At 64.0% G+C, this 17,759-nt stretch carries 18 protein-coding genes and 1 tRNA gene; 5 read left to right on the top strand and 14 right to left on the bottom strand.

From position 1 onward, the window contains the following. Positions 1-30 precede the first annotated feature (30 nt). The 7 genes from D6M19_RS00400 to D6M19_RS34645 are packed head-to-tail and all read right to left on the bottom strand — an operon-like array spanning position 31 to position 8,213. On the bottom strand, positions 31-723 hold the full coding sequence (locus tag D6M19_RS00400; RefSeq protein ID WP_123023198.1) for a response regulator: 693 nt from the start codon (positions 721-723) through the stop codon (positions 31-33). After that, on the bottom strand, positions 720-3,284 hold the full coding sequence (locus D6M19_RS00395) for a DUF4118 domain-containing protein (RefSeq protein WP_234834633.1): 2,565 nt from the start codon (positions 3,282-3,284) through the stop codon (positions 720-722). The genes D6M19_RS00400 and D6M19_RS00395 overlap by 4 nt, the downstream gene beginning before the upstream one ends. A 23-nt stretch (positions 3,285-3,307) precedes the next feature. Further along, positions 3,308-4,216 carry a potassium-transporting ATPase subunit C gene (locus D6M19_RS00390; protein ID WP_123023197.1) on the bottom strand — a complete coding sequence of 303 codons (909 nt, stop codon included), beginning with the start codon at positions 4,214-4,216 and terminating at the stop codon, positions 3,308-3,310. A 1-nt stretch (position 4,217) separates the two neighbouring features. Further along, entirely contained in the window at positions 4,218-6,362 is a 2,145-nt protein-coding gene (gene kdpB, locus D6M19_RS00385) for a potassium-transporting ATPase subunit KdpB (RefSeq protein ID WP_123023196.1), read from the bottom strand. Next, positions 6,362-8,032: a potassium-transporting ATPase subunit KdpA gene (gene kdpA, locus D6M19_RS00380; protein ID WP_123023195.1), complete on the bottom strand. Its 1,671-nt coding sequence runs from the start codon at positions 8,030-8,032 to the stop codon at positions 6,362-6,364. Before kdpA ends, kdpB begins: the two co-directional genes overlap by 1 nt. Next, complete coding sequence (gene kdpF / locus D6M19_RS34650; protein ID WP_123023194.1) at positions 8,032-8,118, bottom strand: K(+)-transporting ATPase subunit F; 87 nt, start codon at positions 8,116-8,118, stop codon at positions 8,032-8,034. Before kdpF ends, kdpA begins: the two co-directional genes overlap by 1 nt. After that, entirely contained in the window at positions 8,115-8,213 is a 99-nt protein-coding gene (locus D6M19_RS34645) for a potassium-transporting ATPase (RefSeq protein ID WP_123023193.1), read from the bottom strand. The genes kdpF and D6M19_RS34645 overlap by 4 nt, the downstream gene beginning before the upstream one ends. Positions 8,214-9,016: 803 nt before the next feature. On the opposite strand from D6M19_RS34645, the gene D6M19_RS00365 reads away from it, so the two are divergent. The 3 genes from D6M19_RS00365 to D6M19_RS00355 are packed head-to-tail and all read left to right on the top strand — an operon-like array spanning position 9,017 to position 10,807. Beyond that, on the top strand, positions 9,017-9,520 hold the full coding sequence (locus D6M19_RS00365; protein WP_123023192.1) for a hypothetical protein: 504 nt from the start codon (positions 9,017-9,019) through the stop codon (positions 9,518-9,520). 5 nt (positions 9,521-9,525) lie between these two features. Then, the gene (locus D6M19_RS00360; RefSeq protein WP_164478269.1) at positions 9,526-10,227 is read left to right on the top strand and encodes a glycine-rich domain-containing protein; all 702 of its coding nucleotides are present in this window, start codon (positions 9,526-9,528) and stop codon (positions 10,225-10,227) included. Next, positions 10,214-10,807 (top strand): class I SAM-dependent methyltransferase, encoded by a 594-nt coding sequence (locus D6M19_RS00355; RefSeq protein ID WP_164478268.1) that lies wholly within the window; start codon positions 10,214-10,216, stop codon positions 10,805-10,807. The genes D6M19_RS00360 and D6M19_RS00355 overlap by 14 nt, the downstream gene beginning before the upstream one ends. Before the next feature lie 4 nt (positions 10,808-10,811). Here D6M19_RS00355 and D6M19_RS00350 read toward each other — a convergent pair whose 3' ends face one another. Beyond that, positions 10,812-11,708, bottom strand: a complete 897-nt coding sequence (locus D6M19_RS00350) for a DMT family transporter (RefSeq protein WP_123023189.1) — start codon at positions 11,706-11,708, stop codon at positions 10,812-10,814. 183 nt (positions 11,709-11,891) lie between these two features. Beyond that, entirely contained in the window at positions 11,892-13,217 is a 1,326-nt protein-coding gene (locus D6M19_RS00345) for an MFS transporter (protein ID WP_123023188.1), read from the bottom strand. Between the two features lie 233 nt (positions 13,218-13,450). Between D6M19_RS00345 and D6M19_RS00340 the strand changes: the two genes are divergently transcribed. Then, complete coding sequence (locus tag D6M19_RS00340; RefSeq protein ID WP_407665283.1) at positions 13,451-14,071, top strand: transcriptional regulator DarR; 621 nt, start codon at positions 13,451-13,453, stop codon at positions 14,069-14,071. 44 nt (positions 14,072-14,115) lie between these two features. Here the strand turns inward: D6M19_RS00340 and D6M19_RS00335 are convergent, their stop codons facing one another. The 4 genes from D6M19_RS00335 to D6M19_RS00320 form a co-directional block, all read right to left on the bottom strand. Beyond that, positions 14,116-14,781 carry a hypothetical protein gene (locus D6M19_RS00335; protein ID WP_234834632.1) on the bottom strand — a complete coding sequence of 222 codons (666 nt, stop codon included), beginning with the start codon at positions 14,779-14,781 and terminating at the stop codon, positions 14,116-14,118. Between the two features lie 161 nt (positions 14,782-14,942). Next, positions 14,943-15,350 (bottom strand): RidA family protein, encoded by a 408-nt coding sequence (locus tag D6M19_RS00330; RefSeq protein ID WP_123023185.1) that lies wholly within the window; start codon positions 15,348-15,350, stop codon positions 14,943-14,945. 81 nt (positions 15,351-15,431) lie between these two features. Continuing rightward, a tRNA-Leu gene (locus D6M19_RS00325) sits at positions 15,432-15,507 on the bottom strand. Between the two features lies 1 nt (position 15,508). Further along, a complete protein-coding gene (locus tag D6M19_RS00320; RefSeq protein WP_164478267.1) occupies positions 15,509-16,171 on the bottom strand; it encodes an HNH endonuclease signature motif containing protein in 663 nt (220 codons plus the stop codon). Between the two features lie 241 nt (positions 16,172-16,412). Here D6M19_RS00320 and D6M19_RS00315 point away from each other — a divergent pair, with 241 nt between their 5' ends. Continuing rightward, positions 16,413-17,114, top strand: a complete 702-nt coding sequence (locus tag D6M19_RS00315) for an alpha/beta fold hydrolase (protein ID WP_164478266.1) — start codon at positions 16,413-16,415, stop codon at positions 17,112-17,114. A gap of 154 nt (positions 17,115-17,268) precedes the next feature. Here D6M19_RS00315 and D6M19_RS00310 read toward each other — a convergent pair whose 3' ends face one another. After that, positions 17,269-17,691: a hypothetical protein gene (locus D6M19_RS00310; RefSeq protein WP_123023182.1), complete on the bottom strand. Its 423-nt coding sequence runs from the start codon at positions 17,689-17,691 to the stop codon at positions 17,269-17,271. Positions 17,692-17,759 lie beyond the last annotated feature (68 nt).

Genomic DNA, 17,759 nt, shown 5'->3' with positions numbered 1-17,759 from the left:
GGTACTTTTGCGTCTGCTCGGCGGAGAAAGTCAGGCCTGAAAGCGGTAGCCCATGCCTGCTTCGGTCAACAGGTGCACGGGGTGGGACGGGTCGTCCTCGAGCTTGCGCCGCAACTGCGCGAGGTAGACCCGCAGATAGTGGGTCTCCTTCGCGTACGCCGGGCCCCACACCTCCTTGAGGAGTTCCTCGCGACCGACGAGCTTGCCGCGGTTGCGGACCAGCATCTCCAGCATGCCCCATTCGGTTGGCGTCAGGTGAACCTCGACGCCGTTCTTCGTCACCTTCTTGGCCGCCAAATCCACGGTGAACGAGGCGGTTTCGACGACCGGCTCGTCGGTCTCCGCGGCGGCTGCCCCGCGTCGGATCGCTGCGCGCAACCGGGCCAGGAACTCGTCCATGCCGAAGGGCTTGGTGACGTAGTCGTCGGCGCCTGCATCGAGTGCCTCGACCTTGTCGGCCGAGTCGGTGCGCGCCGAGAGCACGATGATCGGCGCGGTCAGCCAGCCCCGTAGCCCGCCGATCACGTCGATGCCCGACATGTCGGGCAGGCCGAGGTCCAGGATCACGACGTCGGGGTGCTCGTCTGCGGCGGCACGAAGCGCGCCGCCTCCGGTTGCGGCGGTGACCACCTCGTAGCCACGCACGGACAGGTTGATCCGCAATGCCCGCAGGATCTGCGGCTCGTCGTCGACAACGAGCACCTTGGTCTTCGCTGCGGTCATGCCGGGCCGCCCGTCGGCGGCGCAGCCAGTTCGATCTCGACGGTCAGTCCGCCGCCCGGTGTGTCGGTGGCCTGGATGGTCCCGCCCATCGCCTCGACGAATCCATGGGCGACGGATAGCCCGAGGCCGACGCCGATGCTGTTGTCGTGATCGCCGAGCCTCTGGAACGGTTCGAACAACTGCTCTTCGGTGCCGCGGGGGATGCCCGGTCCCTCGTCGACCACGGCGATCAGCACCCGGTCGCCGACCTGGCCCGCGGTTACGCGCACCGCGCTGTCCTGTGCGTACCGCAAGGCGTTGTCGATGAGGTTGGCCAGCACCCGCTCGAGCAGGCCGGGGTCGGCCATCGCCACCGCGTCGCCCACTTCGACCTTCACCCGGTCGATACCTTGGCGGCCGAAACCCGTAACACCTCTACTGATTCCGAGCAGCGCACGCTGCACCGTCTCCTCGAGGTAGACACGCCGCAGTTCGGGCCGAACCACGCCGGCGGCCAGCCGTGACGAGTCGAGCAGGTTGCCGACGAGCGCGGTGAGTTGGTCGATCGACTCTTCGATGGTGGCGAGGAGTTCGGCGGTGTCCTCGGCGGAGAAGTCGATATCGTCGCTCCGCAGGCTGGACACCGCCGCCTTGGCCGCGGCCAGCGGTGTCCGCAGGTCGTGACTGACCGCGGACAGCAACGAGCGGCGCAGTTCGTCGGCCTGCGCGATCGCTTCGGCCTTGCCCGCCTCCTCGACCAGCTCGCGCTGTTTGACCAGCCCGGCCGCCTGCTTGGCGACGGCGCCGAGCACACGGCGGTCCCGGGCGGCGAGCCTGCGGCCGGACATCAGCATCCAGAACTCGTCGTCACCGACCTCGATGGCCGTGTCGGCGGTGTCCACGTCGGCGCACGGATCCTTTCCCACGCAGGCGACGATATGGCCGTCGGATTCGCCGTCCCGAATCCGCAGCATGCTCACGGCGCGTTGGGAATACGTTTCTCGGATCCGCTCCAGCAGTGTCTCGAGGTCCGCACCCCGGAGCACGGATCCGGCGAACAGGGCGAGCAGTTCGGCCTCCTGCGACGCCATCCTCGCCTCTCGGGCCCGGCTCGCCGTTCCGTCGACGAGCGCCGCGACTGCGACTGCGACGAGCAGCAACACCACGATGGTCACGGCCGCGTCGGGCTCGCTGATCACGAACGTATGGCGCGGATTGGTGAAGAAGAAGTTCAGCAGCACCCCAGACAGTAGGGCCGACAGCGTGGCCGGTGCGACACCGCCGAGCAGTGCTACGACGAGCACGCCGATGAAGAACAAGGCGCTCTCTCCGCCGATCCCGAGATACGGGTCTAGCAGCAAGGAGATCAATGCGCAGATGGCCGATGGAACCACAAGTGCAGCAAGCCAAGAGGTGAGATGTTGTTGCCGCGGCGAGATTCGTGCCCACAGTCCGTCACCGGCGGCTTCGTCATGCGTGACCATGTGGACGTCGATCTTCTGCGACTGCTGCACGACCGACGCGCCGATACCCTCGTCGAAGATGCGCGCCCATCGTGACCGCCGGGAGGTGCCGAGCACCAGCTGGGTGGCGTTCATCTCGCGGGCGAAATCCAAAAGCGCGGTGGGCACGTCGTCGCCGACGACGGTGTGCAGGGTCGCGCCCAGGCTGGTGGCCAGCTCGCGCACCTTGCCCATCTGCGGTGCGGACATGCCGGACAGTCCGTCGCCGCGCACGACATGGACCACCATCAACTCGGCGCTCGACTTGGATGCGATGCGAGATGCCCTGCGCACCAACGTTTCCGACTCCGGTCCGCCGGTGACGGCGACGACGACGCGCTCGCGGGCCTCCCAGGTAGCGGTGATCTGGTTCTCTTCGCGGTACTTCTCAAGGGCGGCGTCGACCTGGTCGGCCAGCCACAGCAGCGCGAGCTCGCGCAGTGCGGTCAGGTTGCCGCGGCGGAAGTAGTTGGACAGCGCCGCGTCGACCCGCTCAGGCGCGTAGACGTTCCCGTGGGCGAGCCTGCGCCGTAACGCTTCCGGAGTGATGTCGACAAGCTCTATCTGGTCAGCCGCGCGGACGATCTCGTCGGGTACCTTCTCCTGCTGTTCGATTCCGGTGATCTGGGCGACGACGTCGTTGAGGCTCTCCAGGTGCTGGACGTTGACCGTCGTGATCACGGTGATCCCGGCGTCGAGAAGCTCCTCGACGTCCTGCCAGCGCTTGGGATTCTTGCTACCCGGGGTATTGGTGTGGGCCAGCTCGTCGACGAGCACGACTTGAGGCGCGCGGTTGCGCACCGCCTCGACGTCGAGTTCGGGAAACCTGCTTCCGCGGTACTCGATGTATTTAGGCGGGACCACCTCGATGCCCGACAGCAGGTCGGCGGTCTTCTTGCGGCCGTGTGTCTCCACCACCGCGGCTACCACGTCGGTGCCGCGTTCCACCCGGCGATGAGCCTCGCCGAGCATGGCGAAGGTCTTGCCGACGCCGGGAGCTGCGCCGAGGTAGATGCGCAGCTCACCGCGTTTCTTGCGGTAGTCGGGCCGGTCGGCCACGGATTGATCGGCCGTGCTCACACGCTCATCATCCACCGGTGACGTCAGGCCTTGGCGGGATACTTCTGGTCCAGTTCGAGGTTGAGCTCGAGCACGTTGACCCTTGGCTCACCGAAGATCCCGAGCGACCGTCCGTCGGAGTGGTCGGCCACGGCCTGCCGGATCAAATCCGCACTGACACCGCGGGCCTTGGCCACCCGATTGACCTGCAGGTCGGCATAGGCGATCGAGATGTTCGGGTCAAGGCCGCTGGCACTGGCGGTGACGGCGTCGGGCGGCACGACCGGATCGGCCGGAGCGCTGCCGCGGATCGGCACGATCTGGCCCACGCTGTAGTCCTCGCCGTACTTGGCACACTCGACGCGTACCCCCTCGTAGGTGTCGAGGAACGGTGTCTTGGTCGTGTCGCACGGTTGGTTGACGCTGACGACCCTGGTCGGCTGCACGACGTTGCCGCGCGAGTCGCGCGGGCCGATCACCGACAGCACGGCGCCGACCCCGTCGCCCGTGCAGAACGGCCGCGAGCCGTCCACGCCTTCGAGGGCGCCGACCGCGGCGCTGCGTGAGCAGACCAGGGTGAGCAGGCTGGACTTGGCACCGTTGTCGTCCTCGGGCAGAGACGGATCGCCCGCTGTGTCGACGATGCTCTCGGGCCCGAGGTTGCTCGCACTGGTGGCCATGGGGTCGTAACCGTCACCGGCCGCCGACGGCCGGCTCTGGAAGTACTCCGGCAGCGGGTTGCCGTCGCTGTCGGCGAACGACTGCCCGATCAGCTTGCTGCCGACCGGCCTTCCGTCCACCTCGACGATCGATCCGTTGGCGTTGGCCCGCAGTCCCGGAATTTGGGCGATCAGCCAAATCAGCAGCGGGTAGGCGAGGCCGACGATCATGGTGAGCACCAGAAGCGCCCGCAGTGCGGCCCAGTGCTGACGAACAAGGCTAGAGAAATTCATTTCACATTCCCGGGAAGAGTTGGACTACCAGGTCGATGAGCTTGATGCCGACGAACGGGGCGATGATCCCGCCGAGTCCGTAGATGTAGAGATTGCGGCTCAACAGCTTTGACGCGCTGGCGGGCGTATACCGAACACCCCGCAACGACAACGGAATCAGCGCGATGATGATGATCGCGTTGAAGATCACCGCGGACAGGATCGCCGACTGTGGGCTGTGCAACCGCATGACGTTCAGCAGATCCAGGCCGGGGAACAGCCCGACAAACATCGCCGGGATGATCGCGAAGTACTTCGCGATGTCGTTGGCGATCGAGAACGTCGTGAGCGCACCGCGGGTGATCAACAACTGCTTGCCGATCTCGACGATCTCGATCAGCTTGGTCGGGTCGGAGTCGAGGTCGACCATGTTGCCGGCCTCTTTGGCCGCCGACGTGCCGGTATTCATCGCCACGCCGACGTCGGCCTGTGCGAGCGCCGGTGCGTCGTTGGTGCCGTCGCCGGTCATCGCGACCAGCTTGCCGCCCGCCTGTTCCTTCTTGATCAGCGCCATTTTGTCCTCAGGCGTCGCCTCCGCGAGGAAGTCGTCGACGCCGGCCTCGTCGGCAATGGCCTTGGCGGTCAAAGGGTTGTCACCGGTGATCATCACCGTGCGGATGCCCATCCGGCGCATCTCGTCGAACCGCTCACGCATGCCCTGCTTGACGACGTCCTTGAGATGAATGACGCCGAGCACTTCGGCCTTCCCATTCTGGACCTGGCCGACGACCAGCGGTGTGCCGCCTGCGGCGGAGATGCCGTCGACGATGTCGCCCAGCTGGATGGGCACCTCGCCACCTTCGCTGCGCACCCATTCGGCCACCGAGCTCGCCGCGCCCTTGCGCAACCGGTGGTCGTCCACGTCGACACCGGACATCCTTGTGGTAGCGCTGAATTCGACCCAGTGGGCATGGGCCAGCTCGCCCTGACTGCGTGCACGCAGGCCGTATTCCTGTTTGGCGAACACGACGATGGAGCGACCTTCCGGAGTTTCGTCGGCGAGGCTTGACAGCTGAGCCGCGTCGGCTAGAGCCTCGGGAGTCACGCCGGCCAGCGGCACGAACGCCGCCGCCTGTCGGTTGCCGAGCGTGATCGTGCCGGTCTTGTCGAGCAGCAGGGTGTTGACGTCACCGGCGGCTTCCACGGCGCGACCGGACATGGCCAGCACGTTGCGCTGCACAAGTCGGTCCATTCCAGCGATGCCGATCGCTGACAGCAACGCCCCGATCGTGGTTGGGATGAGACAGACGAGCAGCGAAACCATAACGATGCCGGTCACGCCGTTACCGTTGAGCGCCAACGTGTCCGGAACGCCGGGGTTGTTCATCTTGGAGTAGATCGCCAGCGGCTGCAGCGTGGCGACGGCGAACACGAAGATGATCGTCAGCGAGGCCAGCAGGATGTTGAGCGCGATCTCGTTCGGTGTCTTCTGCCGGTTGGCGCCTTCGACGAGGGCGATCATCCGGTCGATGAAGCTCTCGCCCGGCTTCTGCGTGATCCGCACGACGATGCGGTCCGACAACACGGTGGTACCGCCGGTGACCGCGGAGCGGTCGCCGCCAGACTCGCGGATGACGGGTGCGGACTCGCCGGTGATGGCGGACTCATCAACGGACGCGATGCCTTCGACGACGTCACCGTCGCCGGGGATCGTCTGGCCGGCTTCCACTACCACGATGTCGCCCTGCTGCAGCAGCGGTGCGGCGACTTCCTCTTCGTGGCCCTTGCTGCCGGGCTCCCACCCGGCGAGGCGGCGTGCCATGGTGGCCGTCTTCGTCCTGCGCAGGCTTTCGGCCTGCGCCTTGCCGCGGCCCTCGGCGACGGCCTCAGCCAGGTTGGCGAAGATCACCGTCAGCCACAGCCACACCACGATGAGCCAGGCGAACCAGGAGGGCTCCAGGATCGCCAGGATCGTGCTCCACGCCGCGCCGATCTCGACGATGAACATGACCGGGTTGCGCCAAAGCGTGCGCGGATCGAGCTTGCGCAGCGCGTCGGGCATCGACTTCCACAGCATCTTCGGGTCGAGCAAGCCGCCCTGAACTCGCTTGGGCGCGTTCGATTTCGGCTGCGTTGCCTCAGCGGTGTCGATTGCGGGTGCAGACATCAGTGAATTCCTTCAGCGAGGGGCCCGAGCGCGAGCATGGGCAGGAAGGTGAGGGCGACCAGGATCAGCGTCACGCCGGCGACCATGCCGACGAACTGCGGTCGGTGGGTGGGCAGGGTGCCGATGGATTCCGGCGTCTTGCCCTGCTGGGCCAGGGAACCGGCGAGTGCAAGGACGAAGATTATCGGCAGGAAGCGGCCGAACACCATCGCGATGCCCAGTGCCGTGTTGTACCAGTCGGTGTTGACCGTGATGCCGGCGAACGCGGACCCGTTGTTGTTGGCCGCGGATGTGAACGCGTACAACACTTCCGACAGCCCGTGTGGCCCGCTGTTGAGCATCCCGGCCCGCTGGCCGGGCATCGCCATCGCGACAGCTGTACCCGTCAACACGAGAAGCGGAGTGATCAGGAAATAGGTTGCGGCGAGCTTGATCTCACGCGGCGTGATCTTCTTGCCGAGATACTCCGGCGTGCGGCCGACCATCAGGCCGGCGACGAAGACGGTGATCACCGCCAGAACGAGCATGCCATATAGACCTGAGCCGGTACCGCCGGGCGCGACCTCGCCGAGTTGCATGTTGAACAGCAAGACCATCCCGCCCAGGCTGGTGTACGAGTCATGGAACGAGTCGACCGATCCGGTCGAGGTCAACGTGGTCGATGCAGCGAATACCGCCGAGTTGGCCACCCCGAAGCGCTGCTCGACGCCTTCCATGGCGGAACTGACTGCGGTGGGTACCGTGCCGTGGGCCTGCAGTTGCATCCACATCGTGGCGCTCCAACTGATGACGGCCAGGGTCGCCATGACGGCGGCGATTGCGTAGCCCTGCTTCTTGCTGCCGACCATGCGGCCGAACGTGCGCGGCAGGGAGAAGCTGATCACCAACAACAGGAAGATCTCAAACCAGTTGGTCCACGTGGTCGGGTTCTCGAACGGGTGCGCCGAGTTGACGTTGTAGAAGCCGCCACCGTTGGTGCCGAGATCCTTGATGGCCTCCTGGCTGGCGACCGGGCCGCCGGGAATGGTCTGCTGACCGCCGGCAATGGTGTTGACGACCTGGTCGTAGTTGTGGAAGTTCTGGATCGCGCCGCCTGCGATCAGGATGATCGCTGCAACGATCGAGATCGGCAGCAGGATGCGCAAAGTGCCGCGGACCAGGTCCACCCAGAAGTTGCCGAGGTCGCTCGTGCGCCTGCGTGCGAAGCCGCGGACCACGGCGATCGCAACGGCCATACCGACCGCGGCCGACACGAAATTCTGCACCGCCAAGCCGGCCATCTGCACCAGGTGGCTCATGGTCGACTCACCCGAGTACGCCTGCCAGTTGGTGTTCGTCACGAAGCTGACAGCGGTGTTCCATGCCAGTGCCGGTGTCATCGGTGTGGCCGGGTCGTTGAGGTGCAGCGGCAGCTTGCCCTGGACGAGCTGAAATACGAACAGCACCAGGATGCTGATCGCCGAGAACGCCAGCACGCTACGCGCGTAGGCGCCCCACGTCTGTTCGGCCTTCGGGTCAGCGCCGATCAGCCGGTAGACGACGCGCTCTGCGCGCGAATGCTTTTCGGAGCTGTAGACCCGGTACATGTAGTCGCCGAGCGGGACATGGACGGCCGCCAGGGCAATGATCAGTAACGCGAGGAAGATGATCCCCGCCGTCGTCGTACTCACTAGAACCTCTCGGGGAAGAGCAGAGCAGCAAAAAGAAACAGGGCGAGAAGAATCGCCAGTAGCAGGCCGATCAGGTTCTGGTTCACAGTCCCTCGACCACCTTCTGGATCCAGCCGAGCAGGGCGAAGATCGCCACCGTCAGCACGAGGTACGCCAAAGCGCCCATCTCGTCTCCGTTCATGACATGTCTGTGAAGTCGTCATCGGGCCTCACCCGATGCGCATGACCCCAAACCTCGAGGACCACAGCGACGCTAGACCCGCTCAAACGGCTCCTGGCTAGTCGTTGACGGTTTCCTTACACCCCGGCCGTGCATCTTTACGGCCTTCGTCGCTGCGCCCACTTCGCCGCGATCTGAGATAGTCCCGTCGCCTGCTCAGCTTCGGGATAGGACGACTCGAAAATTCGGTTTTGCCAGGTGAAACATGAGAAGGCGCGACGACCGGGCACAGGGCCGTTGGACGCTGTTCGACCAGTCGTTGGACACGGGATCGGCATTTACGGGTGTCGGGATCGCGGTGCCTGACGTGAACCTCAGGCTTCGGGGCGGCGAAGTGCGCAAGCGAGACAGGTGTGGCCGACGATCCCGTTAGGAGGTCGTAGAAATTGCGCTCCGCGCCGTCAGGGGACCGCTAGGAACGTGGGCAACCCGCGGGGCGCTCGACATGCTGGGTTGCGTGAAATCCAATGAGAATCTGCGAGCTTTCTGTGGCGCCGGACGGGTGAGTTCGTGACAACCGCAACGATGGCCTACGTCGTGCTCGTCACCGTGACTGTGGTCTGCCCTGTGATCCGATTGGCTTCCATCGCAATAAGGGGCGAGGTCAAACACCGCTGACCGATGCCAGGCGCCGACCGGTCGATTTACCGCCCGCGTACACGGGGGTCCATCCGGACGCTATTCGTAGGTGATCACCCGATATTTCCGCACGTTCAGCGGGCGTAGCGTTCGACGGGTAGCAACCACAGATACAGAGGTGCAACGTGCCCAAGAACCAGTCAAACGTACCTGCAGTCCATCCGGTGGTCGACAAGCTGCTGGCGACCGAGGATGCCACGCCGCCGAAGGCGTTGTCCGGCTATGTCGGACGGTCGTCCCGCGACGGCTACGTCCTCGTATATCCGAGCCTGCGCACGCTCGACCGCAGTTATGAGATCTCAGTCGACGACATCGTGCACACGGAATCGATCCCCGAGTCCATTAAGCCGTTCGGCGCCACCATGTTCTGGTTGCGGCCGGAGGCTGTGGTGGGGTTCCGGCATGTGAATACCGGGAGCTCGTCTGAAGGCGGTGCGCCCCAACCCACCGCGCCCCCGTCCTCGTTCCCCGAGGGACGCATCGGCCGACTGATGATCCAGAGCCCGATGCTGAACCCGAGCGCTGCGCCGCCGGAGCAGATGCTGACGAGCGGATGGCAGGCCTTTCATTGCACTTGCACCGAGTGCTCGGTCTGCATGTCGCACTGCGACAACTCGTGTTCGTCATGACGGCAATGACGGCGCCCACTGAACAACTCAGCGTCGACGCCGAACGTAATGGTCTTAGCCCGGCGTATACGGCGGCCCTGCGCTTCGAGGCGCCGTACGTGATTGAGAAGTTGGTCAAGAATCGGACGGCCGACTCCGATGCCGAGGCGCAGATGTTGTTCAGAGAGGCCAAGCGCTACCTGGTCCTCGCGCAGTCCGACCGTTCCACCGCTTGGCAGATGCACTCGTTGCGGGTCGACGAAGCGTGGCACCAGTTTGTCCTCTTCACCTTTCAGTACGCCGACTTTTGTGAGCGCCACTTCGGGCGGTTTGTGCATCACGCACCGAGCAACTCGCCATCCTCGGGTGCGAGTTCGTCAGTGCGGCGAGCCGCATTCGGCGAGTTCCAGGCCCGCTATCTGGACCTGTTCGGCGACGAGCTGCCCTCGGTTTGGTTCGACGCGGAGACACTCACCGAAGACCGAAGGCTGGTCAACGAGCGAGTCGGGGCGCTGACAGTCCGGGACGCGGACGACATGGTCGAACTGGTCGCCGCGGACGGCACCGTCCTGTTCCGGGTCAGCGAATTGGCGCGCTCGGCTCTGATGTTCGCGTCGACCACCGGGGCTTTCCATGTTCGCGAGCTGCCCGGTGGTTTGACTGGGGAAGAGCGTGCCGGGCTGGCCCGTGCCCTCGTCGCCGCCAGGCTGTTGCGTGTCTGTGGGTGAGGCCGCGCCGTCATATGCGGCGCTCTGCGACACGCGCAAGACCCATCCGCTTCTGGCCTACGCGTTGCGTCGAACGGGACTGCGGACTGGCCGCGCCCTCGACATCGGTGCGGGTGCGTTCGGGGACACTCGCTATCTGTTGGACTGCGGCTTCGACGTTGACGCAGTCGATCCCGACCCTGTCGCTACCGAGCTCGCGAAGGGGGTCGTCAGCGGTCGGTCACGATTCACCATGGTGGCCGATGAAATTCAGAACCACCGGATCATCCCGGATGCGTACTCGTTGGTGGTGGCGCTGCACGTCCTCCCGTTCATTCCGGTCGACGCCATCGACCGGGTCGCCGATGATATCGTCAGCGGACTTCGACCCGGGGGTGTGCTGTGCTGCACCCACTTCGGTGTCCGCGATTCGTGGGTCATTTCGGATTTGCCCATCAATGGCGTGACCGAACGGCGCGCTGCGCAGCTCTTCACCGGATTGCAGCCGATCTACTTCGGGGTGTCCGAGCACGACGGGTTCGACGTAGAAGGCAATCCGAAGCACTGGCATGTGCTGCGACAGGTGCTGATCAAGGCGTGAACCGTCACCGTTCGACGGGCGTGTGCGATACCTCGGACTTCTTGCGGATCGCGATGATCCCGCCTCCGATCACCAGGGCCATGCCGAATACGACGAGCAGCGTTGGCGCGCGATTCCAGAGAAACCAGTCGATGAATGCCGTGAACACGATGACTGTGTAGATGAACGGGCCGACCTTGACTGCCGATGCGTAGCGATAAGCGAGAACGATGAGCGCCTGGCCCACCAGAAGCGTCAGTGCGATGCCCACGAGGTTGATCGATCCGCGCAGCCCGAACGGTCGCCAGTCGATGATCGCGAACGGTGTGCACAGGATGGTGGAGAGAAGGAAATAGTAGAAGAGGATCCTCGATGTCGGCTCGGTCGCTCCCAGCCAGCGGACGGACATGAAGGCGATGGCGAGGCAGAACGCGCCGGCCAGTGCAATGAGGGCGCCGATGTTGAAGTGTTGGTGATGTGGCTGCAGGACCATGAGTACACCGACGAACCCGATCGCGGCGCCGACCCACGTCGCCTTGGATGCTTTCTCGCGGAACAACATCCATGCGAGAACCGGCATCCACAGTGGTGCGCTGAACGTCAGCAGGATCGCGTTCGTCAGCGGCATCATCGTGATGGCGACGAAAAGCGCGTACCAGGCGGCGGTCCCGCTGGCGGCGCGCAGGATATGCAGACCGATCTTCTCGGTCTTCAGCGATGCCCACCCTCCGCGGAGTGCAATCGGAAGGATGAGAACCAAGCAGATGAGGTTCTGGAACAGCAGCACGACAGCGGTGGACGTCAGTTCCTCCGTCGCCTTCACGAGCGCGCTCATCACCGCGGTGCTGAAGAACGACAACGAACTCAATGCCGCGCCGAGGGCCAAGTTCTCAGGCAGGTGACCTGAGCCGGTGCTGGACATCTGGGCCTCCCACCCCGGTGGTGCACAGCCGAAAGGCCTTGCTGCATCTCTTACGTCGGCCTTCCAAGCGCAGTTTAACTGCCGGAAACGTCAATGGAGTGAGTTTGCTCATGACTGGTCGATTCGACACACGGGAGGTCCCTCGGCATGAGCCAATCGCGGAATCCCTTGGGGTAGAACGGGTCAGGCTGCCGGTGCGGTCGCGGCATCCTCGCGCCTGATGGTGTGGGCGAGCACCGGCGCCAACGCAACTCCGATCACCGAGGCGATGATGACGACGTAGAAGCCGGCCGCCGGGTTGTTGGTCGCGGTTTCGGCCAGCCCGAACAGATAAGGCCCGACGAACCCGCCGATCAACCCGATGGTGTTGATGAACGCCAGGCTGGCGGCGGCCATCAGCCCGGACATCCGGGCCATCGCGATCGACCAGAACAACGGCAGCGTCCCGAAGACGAAGATCATCGAGACGGCGATCAGGATGATGCGGGCAAGCGCGCCCGTGGACAGCATGAAGGCGACGGCCGTGACAAGGGTGGCCGCCGCGAGGATGCCGACGGCGCTGGCTTCGCGCTTGTACCAGGCGAACAGGCGAGGAACCAGCAGCACGCCGATGGTCGCTCCGATGCCTGCGCTGCCGGACAGGAGTCCGATGACGAACGACCCGCTGATGTCGAGGTCTTCGACGATCGCGGGGATGTTGAAGACGATGCCCACGTTGGTGATCTGGTTGAAGAAGTAGATCAGCGAAACGACGATGACGAAGGGGCGACCGAAGGCCTCGCGCAGGTTGCCCCGGATCTTCGTTGTGGTGTCGTGGTTTTCGCCGACGGCCCGCTCGGTGAGGATGCGCGCCTCGTCGGCGGACAGCCACCGTGCATCACTGGGCACCTCCGGAAGCTTGAACCACACCAGGACGCCGATGAGAACCGTGACGGCACCCTCGATGAGGAACATCCACTGCCATCCGTGCAGCCCGAGGGCACTGTCGAGTTCCATCAGCGCCCCGCCCATGGGACCGCCGATGACCAGCGCGATGGTCGGTGCCAGATAGATGAATCCGACGACGGTGGCGCGATAGCTCTGGGCGAACCAGACGGTGACCATGTACATCAGTGCGGGGTAGAGGCCGGCTTCGGCGGCGCCGAGGAGGAACCGCATGATGTAGAAGGACAGATCTCCCTGGACAAACATCATCAATGCCGACAGCGTTCCCCAGGTGACGGCGATCCGGGCGATCCACCTGCGGGCACCGACCCGATACATGACCAGGTTGCTCGGAACTTCCAGGAACGCGTAGCTGATGAAGAAGATGCCTGCGCCGAAACCGAACGCGGCGGCACTGATGCCGACGTCGGCTTCCAGATGGGTCTTGGCCAGGGCGACGTTGGTGCGGTCGATGTAGGCCATGAAGTACACCGCGCACATCACCGGCAGCAGCCGCAGGACGGCCTTGCGCGTCGCGCGCTTGTGAAGTTCGTCTGCTGAGGCGAGCACAGAATCGAAGCTCATGAGTTTCCTTCTGGTCGTCGCAAGGCATCTTCGGCCTTGAGCGCTCGGGTCTACACGCCATCGCGGTCGCTCAAAATAGTCGAAGCTCACCGGGGCAAATGGCGTCCCATCAGGGATACTACTGAGTATTATGGTAACGGCGGTCACATTAGCTGTCAATCATGGGTGAAGTCGCGGCGGCGGGACCGCAACCGACCACGCTGAATGAAGACGACACGGAAGCGGGAGTTGAAGTGAGCGCGAGCGCCGAACTGGCACCGAACGCCAAGGGCCGGATACTCGACGCCGCAGCGGAGGCGTTCATGGTTCGCGGATTCGCGAACACGACCATCGACGACATCGCCGACGAGCTCGGGGCCACGAAAGGCCTGATTTACTACCACTTCCGGTCGAAGTTCGACATCTTCCTCGCGGTCTATGAGGAGGGCATGCGACGGGTCCGCGAGCGGGTCGAACCGTATGTAGGCGCACCGGGAACCGGACGCCAGCGACTGGTGGCGATGTCGATCGCGCACCTGGAGAACCTGATGACCGAGCTCGGATATCACCACGTGGTGCACCAGGGCGTGCGCTATCAAGGATCGACGGCGTTGAAGGCCCGCCAGCGCGACCAGTTGACCGCGCTCAACGAGCTCAGGCGCGCCTACGAGCACATGTTCGGCCGCGTCATCAGCGAGGGGATCGCCGACGGCTCGCTGCGCCGAGTCGACGAGGCGCTTGCCACCCGCACGCTGCTGACCAACCTCAACGCCGTCGACATCTGGTACCGCAAGATCGACGAACAGAATGACGAGGACATCCACACCCTGGCTTCCCAAGTGGTCGACATCTTGATCGGCGGTATCGCCGCATAGAAGATGGCCGCGGTTCGTTACCCGATCCGTCCGTTGCGGTCCTGCTACCGGGACCGTCCGAATCGCCGCTTGGCCTTCGGAGCCTGCTGCGACTCCTGAAGCCACTCCTCCCACATCATGTCGGAGTTCTCCTGGACACGATTATTAGTGACGCTCAATCCGAGTCCTTCGACTTCCGTTGTGGCCCAACGTATGAGAGAGCTGTCGGACCCGATCTCCTGTGCCAGGAGCACCCTTTCGTCGTCACCCAACTTGTCGCTGAACTCCTGCATGAGGTTGTTCAGTCGGTAGAAGGGGACAGCGCCGTCGAATTGCCCACAGAGTTCGGTGAGTTCGCGTCGCGCACGGTCGAGGAACGTCGTCGCCTCAGTTGGGATTGATTCGGCGGACTGATCCTGCTCAACCTGTGCCGTGGGGGGCTCCGGAGGCTCGGTATCGCCGGACTGCACAAGCTCGGGGTACTTGACGCGCAACGCTTCGAGCTCCGCGGTGGCCGCCAGCGCTCTCGCGCGCCACCACCCGAGGTGATACACGACAAGCCGTGCCTCACAGGCAGAGCAGAGTGCGTCAGCGGTGTCCGCCTGGGTCACGGCGGTCGCATTCGGTAATGCCGCACCGCAGAGCGCTTGGTCATCTCGGGTGTTCAGATAGTCGGCGTGGTGCACCACCGAAGCGGAGGGCTCCCGTAGATAGCTATGGGGAGGTTCCACTTCAACCAACTTAGGTGACGACGCGGCCGAATATGCGGGATCGCGAGCGTTAGTTGGGCGAGCCACTCGGGCGCAAAGAACCGGTGCTAAGCCAATCGAAATTCCGCTCTGAGGCGGCTCGATGGCTGACGTTCGACATGGACGTCGAGGGCTCAGCCGGGTCAGTCGAGGACGGCGATGGCTTCCACCTCGACCAAGAGGTCGGGCTCGGCTAGAGCCGCGACGCCGATGCCGGTGAGGGGCGGGGTCGCGGTGCTTCGGAGTTTCGAGGTGGCACGTTTCACGCCGTCGATCCAGTGCTCCATTTTGTCGGGCGTCCAGTCGACGAGGTACACGGTCAGCTTCGCGACATCTTCGAACGATGCGCCGACCTCGGCGAGTGCAGTGCCCAGGTTGAGGTAGCACTGTTCGACCTGGGCGGCGAGGTCGCCTGCGCCGACCGGTTCACCGTCGGCGGTGCGCGCCACCTGGCCGGCGATGAAGATCAGCTTGGATCCTGTCGCGACTGAAACCTGCCGGTAGATGGCGACTTTCGGCAGTCCGTCGGGGTTGATCAGCGTGATAGCCATGTCCGGTACAGCGCCGAGTCTGCGGTGATCATTCCGCCGGTTGAAGCAAGGCCACCTGCGAATTTCTTGCGACAGACGGAGTGGGGACGGTGGGACTCGAACCCACAAATGTCGGGCGTTTTAAGCGCCCCGCCGATGCCAATTAGGCTACGTCCCCTCTAGGCAGCAGAGTTTAGCGCGGAGGCAGATCCCTTGTTCTTCCCTCTGAAGGTCGGCGTGAGCGAGTGGCAGTTGGTGCACACCAGTCGGAGGTTGTCCAGCGCGTTGTTTTGGTGGTTGCCGTCTATGTGGTCCAGCTCCAGAGGAATCGGCTGGTCCATCCAGGTATCGAGCTTGCAGCCGGAGCACCTCTGTTCAAGGACGCCTTCTTTGATAAGTCGCCTGCGCAACCGATCGGACTGAATTGGATACTTGTTCGATAGGTAGTCCTCTATCGGCCGCACACGGTGAGGGATCGTCGCGCCTCTCGACCACGACTGCCCGGTGAAGTGTGACGTATCGAGATCCAGTCGCTTGATGGCCCTACGAAGGACGCGGTAATTTCCACCCGCTGGCACGACGCCTAACAGCCGTAGAGCGCCAGCAATCGAACGAGACTGCCTGACCGCCTCGCGATACTGGTCATCGCTGATCTTGTAACGCCCTAACCGAATTGATTCTGGCGTCTCGGCCAAGAATGTCTCGGCCTCAATCACAGTTCTGAACCGTCGTCTGAGACGCTTCCTTTTACCGTGGAGGTAGACGGCTGGTCGAACTTCGTACCGGATCTCCCCGTTCGAGAGGACTACACGAACGGGTCTCCGTTCGAGCTTCTCGCTCATTGATTTCGCTTCGGCCACCACGCCATTCCCATCATGTCCGGTCACATCCCACTAGACCGGAAGGTAGCTGAGCGCACCGACATTCGGTCTTCCGACATGTGGCTCCTGGGCTCGTTTCGGTGCGTCATGTATCCAGGGCTTGAGTCTGACGGCGAGGCCGTTAATCCCGAGCAGTAGTCATGGCCGGTGTCTCCATCCGCATTTGTGCCTGCCAGCGGCGTCGGCCATTTACGCTGCGCGTGTGACAACTTTCGCGTTGCTGCATGGCGCATGGCACGACGCCTGGTGTTGGGATCGGGTGACTCCGTTGCTCAAGCAAGCGGGACACGACGTGATCGTCCCCAGGTTGCCGAGTGACGACGGCTCTGCTGATTTCGATACCTACGCTGATGTCGCTTGCACTTCTCTCCGGGAATGTAGCGACGACGTGGTGGTAGTGGCTCACTCGTTGGCTGGCGCCACCGGCGCATTAATACCGTCCAGGCGGCCAATTCGGCATCTCGTGTATTTATGCGCTTCTATTCCCGACGGAGGGGTCGCCCTAGCTGCTCAGATGGGGATCATGGCCTCCGAGTTCGGCGAGGGATGGTTGGCGGCATTGACTGAACCAGACGACCAACTGCGGACGCAGTGGGCCGACTTCGATTTCGTCCGACGGGTCTTCTATGGCGATTGCGACGAAGCTACGCAGGCTGCAGCCATTGAACACCTTCGCCCCCAGTCGGCCTACCCGTTCGCAGTGCCATGCCCGTTGACCGCCCACCCGTCGGTCAGCTGTACCTACGTGGTTTGCAGCGAGGATCGCGTCGTCAGCCCCGAATGGTCGAGGGGCAAAGCTCGCGACATTGGCGCGAATCTCGTCGAGCTCCCCGGAAGTCATTCACCGTTTTTGTCCAGGCCACAGGTGGTTGCGGGCGTGTTGTTGGCCGCCGCATCTACGTAGCTCGTTGAGCGTCAGTCGGTTCCGTTGGGCCGCTATCGCGTTCCGTCTGACGCTGAGTTCGTAGCCGAATTACGTTCCTCGTTCGCCGGTGCGTTCGGCCCGCCGTCCGGGGTCTGGAACGGCGGGCCGGTCGGGCGGCGGCCGATCTGCTCTGTCACGCAGACGGCGACGCGGTCGCTGTGGTGGTCAGACACTTCAGCGGCGTTTCGTCCATTTGCCATGTCCCGCCCTGGTCATCGGTCCCTTGCGCGTACCCGTCGGGGTTGACGTGGCCTTGCACCTTCAATCCTCTCCCGCCCTGCGGGACGTAAGTCAGCTGAAGTTGGTCGCCTGAGATGCCGCCGCTCAGTATGCCCACCGGTGTTGCATGGGAGTCGCCGGGAAGCCGCGAGGCTTGGATGTAATGGTCGATGGTTGGGCCGGTAAATACGAACGCGATCCCGTCGATCGCGGTTCCGCCGTTGAAGCTCCACTGAGTGCACGACGCCGTGCTCGGTGCGGCGGCAGCGAACGCGGGCGGCAGGCCTGCGAGCAAGAGGCCAGCGGCGATAGTTGCGATGAGCGGTGTCCGGTTCATGTTCGTTGTCCCTTCGGCTAGCTGGGAAGTTCGGGATGAACTTCGCTGCCGATGAAGCTATGGCGCGT

Origin of the sequence: Mycolicibacterium stellerae (genome assembly GCF_003719305.1) — a bacterium.
In the GTDB taxonomy this organism is placed as follows: Bacteria; Actinomycetota; Actinomycetes; order Mycobacteriales; family Mycobacteriaceae; genus Mycobacterium; species Mycobacterium stellerae.
The sequence above is the reverse complement of the archived record's forward strand: the minus strand, read 5'-3'. Positions and strand labels throughout refer to the sequence as shown.

What these genes read in the sequence shown, in the direction of transcription:
- D6M19_RS00320 (WP_164478267.1), bottom strand. Translation starts at nt 16,171, where the DNA reads ATGAGCGAGAAGCTCGAACGGAGACCCGTTCGTGTAGTCCTCTCGAAC.
- D6M19_RS00345 (WP_123023188.1), bottom strand. Translation starts at nt 13,217, where the DNA reads ATGAGCTTCGATTCTGTGCTCGCCTCAGCAGACGAACTTCACAAGCGC.
- D6M19_RS34645 (WP_123023193.1), bottom strand. Translation starts at nt 8,213, where the DNA reads ATGAACGGAGACGAGATGGGCGCTTTGGCGTACCTCGTGCTGACGGTG.
- D6M19_RS00330 (WP_123023185.1), bottom strand. Translation starts at nt 15,350, where the DNA reads ATGGCTATCACGCTGATCAACCCCGACGGACTGCCGAAAGTCGCCATC.
- D6M19_RS00400 (WP_123023198.1), bottom strand. Translation starts at nt 723, where the DNA reads ATGACCGCAGCGAAGACCAAGGTGCTCGTTGTCGACGACGAGCCGCAG.
- D6M19_RS00390 (WP_123023197.1), bottom strand. Translation starts at nt 4,216, where the DNA reads ATGAATTTCTCTAGCCTTGTTCGTCAGCACTGGGCCGCACTGCGGGCG.
- D6M19_RS00350 (WP_123023189.1), bottom strand. Translation starts at nt 11,708, where the DNA reads ATGTCCAGCACCGGCTCAGGTCACCTGCCTGAGAACTTGGCCCTCGGC.
- kdpB (WP_123023196.1), bottom strand. Translation starts at nt 6,362, where the DNA reads ATGTCTGCACCCGCAATCGACACCGCTGAGGCAACGCAGCCGAAATCG.
- D6M19_RS00310 (WP_123023182.1), bottom strand. Translation starts at nt 17,691, where the DNA reads ATGAACCGGACACCGCTCATCGCAACTATCGCCGCTGGCCTCTTGCTC.
- D6M19_RS00360 (WP_164478269.1), top strand. Translation starts at nt 9,526, where the DNA reads ATGACGGCGCCCACTGAACAACTCAGCGTCGACGCCGAACGTAATGGT.